The sequence below is a fragment of the Streptomyces pseudogriseolus genome, from assembly GCA_002154585.1.
Taxonomy (GTDB): domain Bacteria; phylum Actinomycetota; class Actinomycetes; order Streptomycetales; family Streptomycetaceae; genus Streptomyces; species Streptomyces pseudogriseolus.
This window is the reverse complement of record MUNG01000016.1, coordinates 1-14,625: the sequence shown is the minus strand read 5'-3', so window position 1 is coordinate 14,625 and position 14,625 is coordinate 1. Positions and strand designations below refer to the sequence as shown.

Annotated in this window: 11 protein-coding genes; 4 read left to right on the top strand and 7 right to left on the bottom strand. The window is 73.3% G+C overall.

The features are described from left to right. The first annotated feature begins 92 nt into the window (after nucleotides 1-92). Together CCN29_RS02050 and CCN29_RS02045 are read left to right on the top strand one after the other, a co-directional pair. Nucleotides 93-1,709 carry an AMP-binding protein gene (locus CCN29_RS02050; protein WP_086679787.1) on the top strand — a complete coding sequence of 539 codons (1,617 nt, stop codon included), beginning with the start codon at nucleotides 93-95 and terminating at the stop codon, nucleotides 1,707-1,709. Between the two features lie 34 nt (nucleotides 1,710-1,743). Next, nucleotides 1,744-2,577 (top strand): PaaX family transcriptional regulator, encoded by an 834-nt coding sequence (locus CCN29_RS02045; protein WP_031022131.1) that lies wholly within the window; start codon nucleotides 1,744-1,746, stop codon nucleotides 2,575-2,577. Between the two features lie 15 nt (nucleotides 2,578-2,592). Here CCN29_RS02045 and CCN29_RS02040 read toward each other — a convergent pair whose 3' ends face one another. Together CCN29_RS02040 and CCN29_RS02035 are read right to left on the bottom strand one after the other, a co-directional pair. Beyond that, nucleotides 2,593-4,941 carry a bifunctional salicylyl-CoA 5-hydroxylase/oxidoreductase gene (locus CCN29_RS02040; protein ID WP_086679785.1) on the bottom strand — a complete coding sequence of 783 codons (2,349 nt, stop codon included), beginning with the start codon at nucleotides 4,939-4,941 and terminating at the stop codon, nucleotides 2,593-2,595. Next, nucleotides 4,938-5,765, bottom strand: coding sequence for an enoyl-CoA hydratase family protein (locus CCN29_RS02035; RefSeq protein WP_031022127.1), 828 nt, complete (start codon nucleotides 5,763-5,765; stop codon nucleotides 4,938-4,940). Before CCN29_RS02035 ends, CCN29_RS02040 begins: the two co-directional genes overlap by 4 nt. Nucleotides 5,766-6,123: 358 nt before the next feature. On the opposite strand from CCN29_RS02035, the gene CCN29_RS02030 reads away from it, so the two are divergent. Next, nucleotides 6,124-6,567 carry an ATP-binding protein gene (locus CCN29_RS02030; RefSeq protein WP_031022125.1) on the top strand — a complete coding sequence of 148 codons (444 nt, stop codon included), beginning with the start codon at nucleotides 6,124-6,126 and terminating at the stop codon, nucleotides 6,565-6,567. Nucleotides 6,568-6,599: 32 nt separating this feature from the next. Here the strand turns inward: CCN29_RS02030 and argF are convergent, their stop codons facing one another. From argF to CCN29_RS02005, 5 genes are all read right to left on the bottom strand, one after another. Then, a complete protein-coding gene (argF, locus tag CCN29_RS02025) occupies nucleotides 6,600-7,607 on the bottom strand; it encodes an ornithine carbamoyltransferase (RefSeq protein ID WP_086679783.1) in 1,008 nt (335 codons plus the stop codon). Nucleotides 7,608-7,694: 87 nt separating this feature from the next. After that, a complete protein-coding gene (locus CCN29_RS02020; protein WP_031064724.1) occupies nucleotides 7,695-8,918 on the bottom strand; it encodes an arginine deiminase in 1,224 nt (407 codons plus the stop codon). A gap of 152 nt (nucleotides 8,919-9,070) precedes the next feature. Beyond that, nucleotides 9,071-11,629 carry a polynucleotide kinase-phosphatase gene (locus CCN29_RS02015; RefSeq protein WP_086679781.1) on the bottom strand — a complete coding sequence of 853 codons (2,559 nt, stop codon included), beginning with the start codon at nucleotides 11,627-11,629 and terminating at the stop codon, nucleotides 9,071-9,073. Further along, a complete protein-coding gene (locus CCN29_RS02010; protein ID WP_086679780.1) occupies nucleotides 11,626-13,134 on the bottom strand; it encodes a 3' terminal RNA ribose 2'-O-methyltransferase Hen1 in 1,509 nt (502 codons plus the stop codon). The genes CCN29_RS02015 and CCN29_RS02010 overlap by 4 nt, the downstream gene beginning before the upstream one ends. Nucleotides 13,135-13,298: 164 nt before the next feature. Then, nucleotides 13,299-14,222, bottom strand: a complete 924-nt coding sequence (locus tag CCN29_RS02005) for an LLM class F420-dependent oxidoreductase (RefSeq protein WP_031064714.1) — start codon at nucleotides 14,220-14,222, stop codon at nucleotides 13,299-13,301. 211 nt (nucleotides 14,223-14,433) lie between these two features. On the opposite strand from CCN29_RS02005, the gene CCN29_RS34715 reads away from it, so the two are divergent. Further along, nucleotides 14,434-14,625, top strand: a 192-nt coding sequence (locus CCN29_RS34715) for a hypothetical protein (RefSeq protein WP_143661263.1), incomplete at its 3' end; no start/stop codon positions are given.

The window sequence follows — 14,625 nt, the reverse complement described above, 5'->3', positions numbered from 1 at the left end:
GCCACCGCCGAGGTTATCGCGAACCGTTGACTGCCGTCACCAACACGATACGCTCCAGGTGCGAGCCCACCACGCCAAGGGGGCGAACCGCCATGCATCACCGGCCCACCGCGCACGTCGACACCTTCGCCCGCGACCATCTCCCGCCACCGGACGAGTGGCCCGAGCTCCGCTTCGACCTGCCGGAGCTGCGCTACCCCGAGCGGCTGAACTGCGCCGCCGAACTGCTCCACGGCCAGGACGACGGCCGCCCGGCGTTCCGCACGCCCGACGGCGGCGTCTGGACGTACGGCGAGCTGCGCGCCCGCGTGGACCGGCTGGCCCATCTGCTCACCGGCGACCTCGGGGTGGTGCCCGGCAACCGGGTGCTGCTGCGCGGACCCACCACGCCCTGGCTGGCCGCCTGCTGGCTGGCGGTGCTGAAGGCGGGCGCGGTCGCCGTCACCGTGCTGGCGCAGCAGCGGCCGCACGAGCTGGCCACCATCTGCGCGCTCGCCGAGGTGCGGCACGCCCTGTGCGACGTGCGCTCCCTCGACGACCTCGTCAAGGCCGAGGTGCCGGACCTGCGCATCGCCGCGTACGGCGGCGACTCCCGCGACGACCTGCTGCGCCGCCCGGCGCCCGACGGCCCGTACAAGGCGGTGCCGACCGCCGCCGACGACGTCGCGCTGATCGCCTTCACCTCCGGCACCACCGGGAAGCCCAAGGGCTGCATGCACTTCCACCGGGACGTCCTCGCCATCGCAGACACCTTCTCCCGGCACGTCCTCGAGCCGGTCGCCGACGACGTGTTCGCCGGCAGTCCCCCGCTGGGCTTCACCTTCGGGCTGGGCGGCCTGGTGGTGTTCCCGCTGCGCGCGGGCGCGAGCGCGCTGCTGCTCGAACAGGCGCACCCCTCCCAGCTGCTGCCGGCGATCGCCGAGCACCGGGTGTCGGTGCTGTTCACCGCGCCCACCGCCTACCGGGCGATGCACGCGCAGGCGGACGGCCACGACCTGAGCAGCCTGCGCCGCTGCGTCTCGGCCGGCGAGAACCTGCCGGCCGCGACCTGGCAGGCCTGGCACGACCTCACCGGCCTGCGCATCATCAACGGCATCGGCGCCACCGAGCTGCTGCACATCTTCATCTCCGCCGCCGACGACGCCGTCCGCCCCGGCGCCACCGGCGTCCCGGTGCCCGGCTGGCAGGCGCGCGTGCAGGACGCGGACGGCGTGCCGGTGCCCGACGGGCGGCCCGGACTGCTGGCGGTGCGCGGCCCCGTCGGCTGCCGCTACCTGGCCGACCCGCGCCAGCGGGCGTACGTGCGGGACGGCTGGAACGTCACCGGCGACACCTACGTCCGCGACCCCGACGGGTACTTCCGGTACGTGGCCCGCGCCGACGACATGATCATCTCGGCGGGGTACAACATCGCCGGGCCCGAGGTCGAGGACGCCCTGCTGCGCCATCCGGACGTGGTGGAGGCGGCGGTGGTCGGCCGGCCCGACGAGGCGCGGGGTCAGGTCGTGGTGGCGTACGCAGTCCTCAAGGAGGGCGCGGAGCGGGACGCGGAGGCGCTGCGGGCCTTCGTGAAGACGGAGCTGGCGCCCTACAAGTGCCCGCGGGAGATCGTCTTCCTGGACGCGCTGCCGCGCACGGCCACCGGCAAGCTCCAGCGGTTCCGGCTGCGCACCGTCCCCGGCACCGACTCCGGGAACGACCAGGGATGACGCCGGGGATACGGGCCCGCTGACACGACCTAAGATGATCAACGTGTCCGACCAGCATGCTCCACGGTCTCTCATCGTCACGCTCTACGGCGCCTACGGCCGGTTCGTGCCGGGCCCGGTGCCCGTCGCGGAGTTGATCCGGCTGCTGGCCGCCGTCGGCGTGGACGCGCCGTCCGTGCGTTCCTCGGTGTCCCGGCTCAAGCGCCGCGGACTGCTGCTCCCGGCCCGCACCGCCCAAGGCGCGGCCGGCTACGAACTGTCCGCCGAGGCACGCCAGTTGCTGGAGGACGGCGACCGGCGCATCTACGCCGGCGCGCCGCCCGCCGACGAGGGCTGGGTGCTCGCGGTGTTCTCGGTGCCGGAGTCCGAGCGGCAGAAGCGGCACGTGCTGCGCAGCCGGCTGGCCGGTCTGGGCTTCGGCACGGCGGCGCCCGGCGTGTGGATCGCCCCGGCCCGGCTGTACGAGGAGACCCGGCACAGCCTGGAGCGGCTGCGGCTCGACCGGTACGTCGACCTGTTCCGCGGCGAGCACCTCGGGTTCGCGCCCACGGCGGAGGCGGTGGCCCGCTGGTGGGACCTGAAGGCGATCGCGGAGCGGCACGAGGCGTTCCTGGAGCGGCACGCGCCGGTGCTGCGGGCCTGGGAGCAACGCACGGACGCGCCACCCGAGGAGGCCTACCGCGACTACCTCCTCGCCCTGGACTCCTGGCGCCACCTGCCGTACACCGACCCGGGCCTGCCCGCCGGTCTGCTGCCGGCGGACTGGCCCGGCACCCGCTCGGCGTCCGTCTTCCTGGCGCTGCACGAGCGACTGCGCGACGCGGGGGCCGCGTTCGCGAACCCGGCTTCCGATTCCGCGACGGACTGACGCGGTCCTACGGCCTCACACGCCGGGCGCCTGTGCGAGCGGCGGGTCGGACAGGGTGAGCCGGGGCCTGGGTGCGTCGGTGCGGCCGGTGCGGGGCGGACGGCTGCCCGCGCGGTACTGCGGCGGCCAGACGACGCCCGGTCCCTCGTAGCCCTGCTCGGCGGCGGCGTGCAGCGTCCAGTGCGGGTCGTACAGATGCGGGCGGGCCAGCGCGCAGAGGTCCGTACGCCCGGCGAGGATCAGGGAGTTGACGTCGTCCCAGGAGGAGATGGCGCCGACCGCGATCACCGGGACGCGGGCCTCGTTGCGCACCCGGTCGGCGAACGGCGTCTGGTAGGAGCGGCCGAACTCCGGTTCCTCGTCGGACACGACCTGACCGGTGGACACGTCGATCGCGTCGGCCCCGTGGTCGGCGAAGGCGCGGGCGATCGCCACCGCGTCCTCGGCCGTGGTGCCGCCCTCCGCCCAGTCGGTCGCGGAGATCCGCACGGTCATGGGCCGGTCCTCCGGCCACACCGCCCGCACCGCGTCGAACACCTCCAGCGGGAAGCGCAGCCGCTTCTCCGGCGAGCCGCCGTAGGCGTCGGTGCGGTGGTTGGTCAGCGGCGACAGGAAGCCGGAGAGCAGATAACCGTGCGCGCAGTGCAGTTCGAGCAGGTCGAACCCGGCCCGCGCGGCCCGCACCGCGGCGGCCGTGAACTGCTCCCGCAGGTCGGTCAGTTGCGCGCGGGACAGCTCGCGGGGCGTCTGGGATCCCGGCTTGTACGGCAGCGAGGACGCGGCGACCAGGGGCCAGTTGCCCTCGTCGAGCGGCTCGTCCATGCCCTCCCACATCAGCCGGGTCGAGCCCTTGCGCCCGCTGTGGCCGAGCTGCACGCCGATGGCCGTGCCCGGCGCGCGGGTGTGCACGAAGTCGGTGATCCGCCGCCACGCCTCCGCCTGCCGTCCGCTCCACAGGCCCGCGCAGCCCGGGGTGATCCGGCCCTCCGGGCTGACGCACACCATCTCCGTCATCACCAGGCCCGCGCCGCCCAGCGCGCGGGCGCCGAGGTGGACCAGGTGGAAGTCGCCGGGCAGACCGTCGGCCGCCGAGTACATGTCCATCGGCGAGACGACGACCCGGTTGCGCAGGGTGAGTCCGCGCAGCCGGAACGGGGTGAACATCGGGGGCGTGCCGGGCGGGCAGCCGAAGCCGCGCTCCACCGCCTCGGTGAACCGGGCGTCGCGCAGCCGCAGGTTGTCGTGGGTGACCCGGCGGCTGCGGGTGAGCAGGTTGAACGCGAACTGGCGCGGCGGCTGACGCAGATACAGGGCGAGGTTCTCGAACCACTCCAGGCTGGCGCGGGCGGCGCGCTGGGTGGAGGCGACGACGGGCCGCCGCTCCGCCTCGTAGGCGCGCAGGGCGTCGGTGAGGGTGGGCCGCTCGCTCAGGCAGGCGGCGAGGGCGAGGGCGTCCTCCACGGCGAGCTTGGTGCCGGAGCCGATGGAGAAGTGGGCGGTGTGGGCGGCGTCGCCGAGCAGCACGACGTTGCCGTGAGACCAGCGCTCGTTGACGACCGTACGGAAGGTGGTCCAGGCGGAGTTGTTGGAGCGCAGCGGGCGGCCGCCGAGTGCGTCGGCGAAGATCTTGGCGCAGCGCTCGACGGACTCGGTCTCGTCGGCCTCGTCGAAACCGGCGGCCCGCCACACCTCTTCGCGCATCTCCACGATGACGGTGGAGGCGTCGGCGGAGAAGGGGTAGCCGTGCAGCTGCATCACGCAGTGCTCGGTCTCGGCGATCTCGAAGCGGAACGCGTCGAAGGGGAAGTCGGCGGCCAGCCAGATGTAGCGGCAGCGGTGCGCGGTGATGTGCGGGCGGAACACGTCCGCGAAGGCGGCGCGGGTGGTGCTGTGGACGCCGTCGGCGGCGATCACGAGGTCGTGGGTCTCCGCCAGGCGGGCGGGGTCCGGGACCTCCGTGCGGAAGCGGAGGTCCACGCCCAGGGAGCGGCAGCGCTGGTGGAGGATCTCCAGGAGACGGCGGCGGCCGAGGGCGGCGAAGCCGTGCCCTCCGGAGGTGTGGCGGGTGCCTCGGTGGACGATGTCGATGTCGTCCCAGCGGACGAACTCCGTGGTGAGGGCGGAGTGGACCTCCGGGTCCGCGTGTTCGATGCCGCCGAGGGTTTCGTCGCTGAGGACGACGCCGAAGCCGAAGGTGTCGTGGGGGGCGTTGCGTTCGTGGACCGTGATGTCCCTGGTCGGGTCGAGGCGTTTGAGGAGGGCGGCGGCGTAGAGGCCGCCGGGGCCTCCGCCGATGACCGCCACGCGCAGGTGCGGCGGGGCGGGGGCTGGGCGCGCGGTTCCCCGCGCCCCTGGCCGGGTCATCGTCCCCTCCATTTCGGGGCGCGCTTCTCCGTGAAGGCCGCGTGGAACTCCGCGTAGTCCTCGCCGGTCATCAGGAGGGCCTGGGTGGCGGCGTCCAGTTCGACCGCTGCCGCGAGGGGCATGTCGAGTTCGGCCGTGAGCAGGGCCTTCGTCTGGGCGTGGGCCAGGGCGGGTCCGTCGGCGAGGCGGCGGGCCAGCTCGCGGGCCGCCGTGTCCGCGCCGCCCTCGTCGGCGAGCGCGCTGATCAGCCCGATCCGCTCGGCCTCCGGGGCGTGCACCGGCTCGCCCAGCATCAGCAGCCGGGTGGCGTGGCCGAGGCCGACGACCCGGGGCAGCAGGTAGGCGGCGCCCATGTCCCCGCCGGACAGGCCGACCCGGGTGAACAGGAAGGCGAACCGGGCGGTGGGGTCGGCGACCCGGAAGTCCGCGGCCAGCGCCAGGACCGCGCCGGCGCCGGCCGCGACCCCGTGCACCGCGGCGATCACCGGGAACGGGCACTCGCGTACCGCGCGGACGACCTGTCCCGTCATCCGGTTGAAGTCGAGGAGCTGGGCGGTGTCCAGGGAGAGGGTGGCGCCGATGATCTCGTCGACGTCGCCGCCGGAGCAGAAGCCGCGGCCCTCGCCGCCCAGCACCAGGGCGCGCACGGCCCGCTCCCGGGACAGTTCGGCGAGCAGGTCGCGCAGGTCGGCGTAGGCGCCGAAGGTGAGCGCGTTCAGCTTCTCGGGGCGGGCGAGGGTGACGTGGGCGACGCCGTCGGCGAGCTCGACGCGCAGATGCTCCCAGCGCGCGGTGCGGGCGGCGGAGCCGGTGAAGGGACTCATGAGGGCGGCCTCCTCGGACGGGCACTGCGCGGCTCAGCGAGGTCTGCCCCTCGAAGTTATCACCGGTTGGTGACTGTCGTCACGAGTACGCGATACGCCGTTCGGGCGCCGTCATGCGCGCGCTCGACGCCGTCACGCATGCTCGGGCACGGTCACGCGCGTCACGGATCATCGACCGCCCGGTAACGGTGCGGGCGTGCGTGCGAGGCGGGGTCGCGGGACGGGTAGGCCGCGGTTGCCGGGGCGCAGCGCTCCGGACGGCGCGCCCGGCAGGGCTCCGGTGCCACCCGATCCCGGGGACGGATCCGGGTGAGGCGGGCCGTACCATGGGCACCCGAAAACGGGAGCGCCCCGCTCCATGAACGGAAACGCTGTGTACGAACCCCCCGCCATTCCCACCTCCTGGCGCGTCGCGCTGCCGCACACGACCGCGGCCGTGCCCGTGGCGCGCGCCCTGGTGCGCACGGCGCTCGCCGAGCGGGAGCACTCCGCCGACTGCGACACGGCGGAGCTGCTGACGGCGGAACTGGTGGCGAACGCCGTGGAGCACACCTCCGGCGCCACCCCGATCGAGCTGGTGCTGCGGCTGCTGCCGGCCGGTTTCCAGGTGGAGGTGCACGACGCCGATCCGGAGCCGCCCCGCGACCTCACCCGGCCCAACCTCGACCTGCCCGACCCGTGGCAGGAGCACGGGCGCGGGCTGCTGCTGATCCGCTCGCTCAGCTCGTCGTGCGGACACCGCCCCACCGAGTCCGGCAAGGCGGTGTGGTTCCGGCTGCCGGGTCAGCGGCGTCCGGTCTGACGCGGCTCCCCGGCCGAAAGGGGCGAGGCCCCTCAGCCGAGGGTGGCGACCAGCACCGCCTTGATGGTGTGCATGCGGTTCTCCGCCTCGTCGAAGACCAGCGAGTGCGCCGACTCGAACACCTCGTCGGTGACCTCCAGCGACGTGAGACCGTGCGCCTCGTACACGTCCCGTCCGACCGCGGTGCCCAGGTCGTGGAAGGCCGGCAGGCAGTGCAGGAACCCGACGTCCGGGTTGCCGGTGGCGCGCAGGACGTCCATGGTGACCGCGTACGACGCGAGGGCGGCGATCCGCTCCCCCCAGACCTCCTTGGGCTCCCCCATGGACACCCAGACGTCGGTGGCGACGAAGTCGGCGCCCGCCACGCCCTCGGCGATCTCCTCGGTGAGCGTGATCCGGGCGCCGCTCTCCGTGGCCAGCTCGCGGGCGCGGTCGATCACCTCCTGCGCCGGCCAGTACGTCTTCGGGGCGACGATGCGGACGTCCATGCCCAGCAGGGCGGCGGTGACCAGGTAGGAGTTGCCCATGTTGAAGCGGGCGTCGCCGAGGTAGGCGAAGGCGATCCCGCCGAGCGGCTTGGCCGTGTGCTCGGTCATGGTGAGCACGTCGGCGAGCATCTGGGTGGGGTGCCAGTCGTCGGTGAGCCCGTTGTAGACGGGGACGCCCGCGAAGGCGGCCAGCTCCTCGACCTTCGCCTGGCTGTCGCCCCGGTACTCGATCCCGTCGTACATCCGGCCCAGCACCCGCGCGGTGTCCTTCACGGACTCCTTGTGGCCGATCTGCGAGCCGGAAGGGTCGAGGTAGGTCGTGGAGGCGCCCTGGTCGGCGGCGGCGACCTCGAAGGCGCAGCGGGTGCGCGTCGAGGTCTTCTCGAAGATCAGCGCGATGTTCTTCCCGCGCAGGTACTGCGTCTCGGTCCCGGCCCGCTTGGCGGCCTTCAGCTCCGCGGCCAGCTCCAGCAGGCCGCGGAACTCCTCCGCGGTGAAGTCGGCCTCCTTGAGGAAGTGACGGCCGGCGAGGGGGGTCGGGACTGTCGCCATGGGGGCGCTCCAGGACTGGGGGACACGAACCCGTGGAAGTATATACGACAATCCGCAATTCTATACAGTACGTCCGTGCGGGGCGCGCTACACCGGGTCGCGCTCGACCGGGCAGCTCATGCAGCGCGGCCCGCCCCGGCCCCGGCCCAGCTCGCTGCCCGGGATCTCTATCACCTCGATGCCCTGCTTCCGCAGATGGGTGTTGGTGGTGACGTTGCGTTCGTAGGCGACGACCACGCCCGGTTCGACGGCCAGCACGTTGCAGCCGTCGTCCCACTGCTCCCTTTCTGCCGCGTGCACGTCCTGGGTGGCGGTCAGCACCCGGATCTCGCTCAGGCCGAGCGCGGCGGCGATCGCCCGGTGCATGTGCTCCGGCGGATGGTCGGTGACCTTCAGCTCCGCCTCGTCCGCGCCCGGCTCGATCGTGTACGAGCGGAGCATGGGCAGGCCCGCGTACTGGGTGAAGGTGTCGCCGTCGACCATGGTCATCACGGTGTCGAGATGCATCAGCGCGCGGCTCTTCGGCATGTCGAGGGCGACGATGGTGCGCGCCGAGCCGGCCGCGAACAGCTTGTGCGCGAGCATCTCCACGGCCTGCGGGGTGGTGCGCTCGCTCATCCCGATCAGCACCGCGCCGTTGCCGATCACCAGGACGTCCCCGCCCTCGATGGTGGACGGGTAGTCGGCCTGCCCCTCGGACCACAGGTGGAAGGACGCGTCCCGGAACATCGGGTGGTGCCGGTAGATCGCCTCGAAGTGCACGGTCTCGCGCTGCCGGGCCGGCCACCGCATGGCGTTGATGGCGACGCCGTCGTAGATCCAGGCGGAGGTGTCACGGGTGAAGAGGTGGTTGGGCAGCGGGCGGAGCAGGAAGTCGTCCAGCTCCATCACATGGAAGCGCACGGAGACCGGCTCGTGGTGGGAGTCGAGGAACTCCCGCTTCGTCATGCCGCCGATCAGCGCCTCGGCCAGCTCCCACGCGGGCAGCGTCTCGAACGCGGCGCGCAGATGGCCGGTGGCCAGCGGACCGTACTCCTTCTCGTCGAAGACCCGGTCGAGGACGAGCGCGCGCGCCTCGGGCAGCTCCAGCGTCTCCGTCAGCAGGTCGCCGAACAGGTGGACGGTGACGCCGCGGTCGCGCAGCACGTCCGCGAACCCGTCGTGCTCCGCGCGCGCCCGGCGCACCCAGAGCACGTCGTCGAAGAGCAGCGCGTCCTTGTTGCTCGGGGTGAGCCTTTTGAGCTCGAGATCGGGCCGGTGCAGGATGACGCGGCGCAGCCGCCCGGCCTCGGAGTCGACGTGGTAGGTCATGCCTCCATCCTGACCGCCCGGACCCGGGTTCACCCCTGCCCTCGCCGAATCCCGTCCGCCACACGCGGGAGGCGGACGGGAACGGGAAAACGCGGCGCGGCGGACGGGGCACGGAGGGAACGGGTCCTCCGCACCCCCCACCCCCGCGCGCGTCACAGGCGCGGGTCGACCGGCTCCGACTCCAGGGCGAGCACCGCGAACACCGGCTCGTGGACCCGCCACAGCGGCTCCCCGTCGGCGAGCCGGTCCAGGGCCTCCAGGCCGAGGGCGTACTCGCGCAGGGCGAGGGACTGCTTGTGGCCGAGGAAGCGGGACCGCAGCCGCGCCAGGTTCTCCGGCCGGGTGTACTCGGGGCCGTAGACGATCCGCAGGTACTCCCGGCCGCGGCACTTGATGCCCGGCTGCACCAGGCGTCCGGCGCCGTCCCGGGCCAGGGCGTCGACCGGCTTGACGACCATGCCCTCGCCGCCGCGCCCGGTCATCTCCAGCCACCAGTCCACACCGGCCCGCACCGACTCGGGGTCGGCGGTGTCGACGAAGAGCCGGCGGGTGGTCCGCAGCAGGCCGGTGGCGTCGTGCTCGACCATGCGGTCGATCAGGGCGAGCTGCCGGTCGTGTGGCAGCGCGGCCAGGCTGCGGCCCTGGACGGCGAGGATCTGGAACGGAGCGAGACGCACGCCGTCCAGCCCGTCGGTGGTCCAGCAGTAGCGGCGGTACGCGTCGGTGAACCCGGCCGCCGCGCCGGCCCGCTCGCGCTGGCGGGTCAGCAGCTCCCCCACGTCGACGCCGCGGGCCGCGGCCCCCTCCAGGGCCGCGAGGGCGGACGGGAAGACCGCGCCGGCCGCGGCGCCGACCGCCGCGTACTGGGAGCGCAGCAGCCCGGACGCCTTCAGCGACCACGGCATCAGCTCGGCGTCCAGCAGCAGCCAGTCGGTGGCCAGTTCCTCCCACAGCCCGGCCTCGGTGACCGCCGTGCGCAGCCGCCCGAGGACCTCCTCGGTCATCTCCGCGTCGTCGAAGAACGGCCGGCCGGTACGGGTGTACAGCGACCCGGTCTCACCCCCCGCCGCGCCGAACCGGCGGACCGCCACGCTTGCGTCACGGCACACCAGGGCCACCGCGCGCGACCCCATGTGCTTCTCCTCGCACACCACCCGGGCCACGCCGTCCTGCGCGTAGCGGGCGAACGCCTCCTCGGGGTGCTCCAGGTAGCCGTCGCGCTGCGAGGTGGCGGTGGGCGCCATGGTCGGCGGCAGGTACGGCAGCAGCCGCGGGTCGAGCGCGAACCGGCTCATCACCTCCAGCGCGGCCGCCGCGTTCTCCTCCCGTACGCCCACCCGGCCCATGTGCCGGGTCTCCACCACGCGCCGGCCGTGCACGTCCGCCAGGTCCAGCGGGCGCCCCTCGTGCCCGCCGGGGGCTTCCGTGCGCAGCGGGCGCACCGGCTCGTACCAGACCCGCTCGGCCGGTACGTCGACCAGCTCGCGCTCCGGCCAGCGCAGCGCGGTGAGCTTGCCGCCGAACACCGCGCCGGTGTCCAGGCAGATGGTGTTGTTCAGCCAGGTCGCCTCGGGGACGGGGGTGTGGCCGTAGACGACGGCGGCCCGGCCGCGGTAGTCCTCCGCCCACGGGTAGCGCACGGGCAGCCCGAACTCGTCGGTCTCGCCGGTGGTGTCGCCGTAGAGGGCGTGGCTGCGGACCCGGCCGGAGGTGCGGCCGTGGTACTTCTCGGGCAGGCCGGCGTGGCAGACCACGAGCTTGCCGCCGTCGAGGACGTAGTGGCTGACCAGACCCTCGACGAACTCCCGCACCTCGGCGCGGAACTCCTCGCTCTCGCCCTCCATCTGCGCGATCGTCTCGGCGAGTCCGTGGGTGTGCTGGACCTTGCGGCCCTTGAGGTGACGGCCGAACTTGTTCTCGTGGTTGCCGGGCACGCAGAGGGCGTTGCCCGACTTCACCATCGCCATCACGCGGCGCAGCACGCCGGGGCTGTCGGGGCCGCGGTCGACCAGGTCGCCGACGAACACGGCGGTGCGGCCCTCGGGGTGGACGCCGTCGACGTAGCCGAGCTTGCCGAGCAGCGCCTCCAGCTCCGAGGCGCAGCCGTGGACGTCGCCGACGATGTCGAACGGGCCGGTCAGGTGGGTGAGGTCGTTGAACCGCTTCTCCGTGACGACGGTGGCGTGCTCGACCTCCTCCACGCCGCGCAGCACGTGCACCTTGCGGAACCCCTCGCGCTCCAGGTGGCGCAGGGAGCGGCGGAGTTCACGGGTATGGCGCTGGAGGACGCGGCGGGGCATGCCGGCGCGGTCGGTGCGGGCGGCGTTGCGCTCGGCGCACACCTGCTCGGGCACGTCGAGGACGATGGCGATCGGCAGCACGTCGTGCTGCCTGGCCAGGTCGATCAGCTGCCGCCGGGCCTCCTGCTGGACGCTTGTGGCGTCGACGACGGTGCGGCGGCCGGCCGCGAGGCGCTTGCCCGCGATGTAGTGCAGCACGTCGAAGGCGTCACGGGAGGCGCTCTGGTCGTTCTCGTCGTCGGCGACCAGACCCCGGCAGAAGTCGGAGGAGATGACCTCCGTGGGCTTGAAGTGACGGCGCGCGAAGGTGGACTTGCCCGAGCCGGAGGCGCCGATCAGCACGACCAGCGACAGGTCGGTGACCGGCAGGGCACGGCCGCGCGCGGCGGCGGTGGTGTCGGTGGTGGTCATGCGGCCTTCGCCTCCTTCGGGGTGACGGGCTTCGAGGTGACGGAGTTCGTGGTGCCGGGCTTCGGGGTGTCGAGCCGGAACACGGCCATCTGCGTAGGCGGGCCGACCTCGGGGTCGTCCGGCCCGACGGGCAGGAACTCGACTTCGTAGCGGTGCCGTTCGGCGACGGTCCGGGCCCAGTCGCGGAACTCCTCACGGGTCCACTCGAAGCGGTGGTCGCCGTGCCGCACCTTCCCGGCCGGCAGGCTTTCCCAGCGCACGTTGTACTCGACGTTGGGCGTGGTGACGCACACCGTCCGGGGGCGGGCGGAGCCGAACACCGCGTACTCCAGCGCGGGCAGCCGCGGCAGGTCCAGGTGCTCGATCACCTCGCAGAGCACGGCCGCGTCGTAGCCCTTGAGGCGCTTGTCGGTGTAGGCGAGGGAGCCCTGGAGGAGCGTGACGCGGGACGCCTGCCGCTCCCCCATGCGGTCCAGTTTCAGCCGCCGGGAGGCGATGGTGAGCGCCCGCATCGACACGTCCACGCCGACGATCTCGGTGAACGCCGGCTCCTTCAGCAGCGCCTGCACCAACTGGCCCTGCCCGCAGCCGAGGTCGAGCACCCGGGCCGCCCCGGACGCGCGCAGCACGGCCAGGATCGCCTCCCGCCGCTGCACGCCGAGCGGGGTCGGCTTCTCCTCGTCCTCGGTCTCCGGTTCGACGGCGTTGTCGAGGTCCTCGACCTCGCTGTCGTCCGCCTCGGCCAGCCGGACCAGCTCGAGCCGCTCCTGCGCCCGCCGGGTCAGCGACCAGCGGTGGGAGAGGTAGCGCCGGGTGATCAGCTCGCGCTCGGGGTGACCGGCCAGCCAGCCGTCGCCGACCCGCAGCAGCTTGTCGACCTCGTCCGGGGCGACCCAGTAGTGCTTGGCGTCGTCCAGGACGGGGAGCAGTACGTAGAGGTGGCGCAGCGCCTCGGCGAGGGTGAGGGCGGTGGACCTCAGGGTCAAACGTATGTGGCGCGAGTCGCCCCAGTCGGGGAACTCGGTGTCCAGCGGCACCGGTTCGGCGGTCACCTCCCAGCCGAGCGGCTCGAAGAGGCGGCGGACCAGGGCGGCGCCGCCGCGCGCGGGCAGCGCGGGCACCTCGACACGCAGCGGCAGCGGGACGCCCGGCAGCTCCGGACGGGCCGCGCACACGCCGCGCATGGCGGTGGAGAAGACGGAGCCGAGGGCGACCGCGAGCAGCGAGGAGGCCGCGTACGGGCGGTCGTTGACGTACTGCGCGAGGGCCGCGTCGGGCGCGCCGCCGCGGCCCTTGCCCTTGGAGCGCCGGACCAGTGCCACCGCGTCCACCTCCAGCAGCAGCGCCGCCGTGCAGCGTTCGGCGTCCGCCTCGGGGTAGAGGACGTGCGCCGTGCCGTACGACGTGGAGAACGCCTGCGCCTTCTCGGGATGCTTGTGGAGCAGAAAACCGAGATCGGTCGCCGGGCGCTGCGCGGAGCCGGTGGTACTGATCGTCAGGAACACGGAGTCACACCTCGAGACACCTTCTGAGCTGCGGGAACACACCGGGATTCCGGTGTCCGCCCAACGTACAGCGAAGGGGTCGCGGGGGTCCGGGCATTTTTCGCCCGGTACGTGAGCGGGGGCCGCCCCCGGTGGGGACGGCCCCCGCTGTGGTGCCGTGCGGGTCAGGACAGCTGGGACTGGACCTGGGAGGAGATCAGCTCCAGGTGGTCCAGGTCGGACAGGTCGAGCACCTGGAGGTAGACGCGCCGGGAGCCGGTCTCGGCGTAGCGGCCGATCTTGTCGACCACCTCGGCCGGGGAGCCCGCCAGGCCGTTCGCCTTCAGCTCGTCCACCTCGCGGCCGATGGCGGCGGCGCGGCGCGCCACCTCCTGGTCGTCGCGGCCGACGCAGACGACGAGGGCGTTGGAGCAGACGATCTCGCCGGGGTCGCGGCCGATCTCACGGGCCGCGTCCCGGACCCGCTCGAACTGGGCGGCGGTGTCCTCGACGGACGCGAAGGGGATGTTGAACTCGTCCGCGAACCGGGCTGCCAGGCGCGGGGTCCGCTTGGCGCCGTGGCCGCCGATCAGCACGGGCACCTTGGACTGGGCCGGCTTGGGCAGCGCGGGCGACTTGGTGAGGTCGTAGTAGGTGCCGTGGAAGTCGAAGGTCTGGCCGGCTTCGGTGGCCCACAGACCGGTGACGATCTCCAGCTGCTCCTCGAGACGGGCGAACTTCTCCTTGGGGAAGGGGATGCCGTACGCCTTGTGCTCCTCCTCGAACCAGCCCGCGCCCAGGCCGAGTTCGACGCGGCCGCCGGACATCTGGTCGACCTGCGCGACCTGGATGGCGAGCACGCCGGGAAGGCGGAAGGTGCCGGCCGTCATCAGCGTGCCGAGGCGGATGCGCCTGGTCTCGCGGGCGAGTCCGGCGAGCGTGATCCAGGCGTCGGTGGGACCGGGCAGGCCGTCCCCGGAGCCCATGCTCAGGTAGTGGTCGGAGCGGAAGAAGGCGTCGAAGCCGAGATCCTCGGTCGCCTTGGCGACGGTGAGCAAGGTGTCGTAGGTGGCCCCCTGCTGGGGCTCGGTGAAGATGCGAAGATCCATGGCTCCATCCTGCACGTTCCCGGGCGTGGGGGCGCGCGAGGGCCCTCGGCGTGCCTCGTCGCACGCCGGTGGTGCGACGGGGAGTGACCGGGGGTGGGGAAGATCGTTGGGCTCGTTCGGAGCCGGAGCGTCCGGCGCCCGCGCCGGCCCTGTGGACGCCGGGGTGTCACCGTGTCGGCCCCGGGTGGGGCCAGGGGCCGAGGGGGCCGTCATGTCGGAGGAGCAGAGCAGTGTGCCGCGGGTGGCGCAGGCGCGGCAGGTACCGCGAGGACAGCGGGAACCGCAGGTGCCGCAGGGGGGCTGGGTGGCCGGAGGGCCGCCGGTGGGGCTGCTGGCGCAGATGGACCTGCTGATGGCGGCACTGAACGCGGACCTGTCCGCGTTGGACGCGGAACTTCAGGGG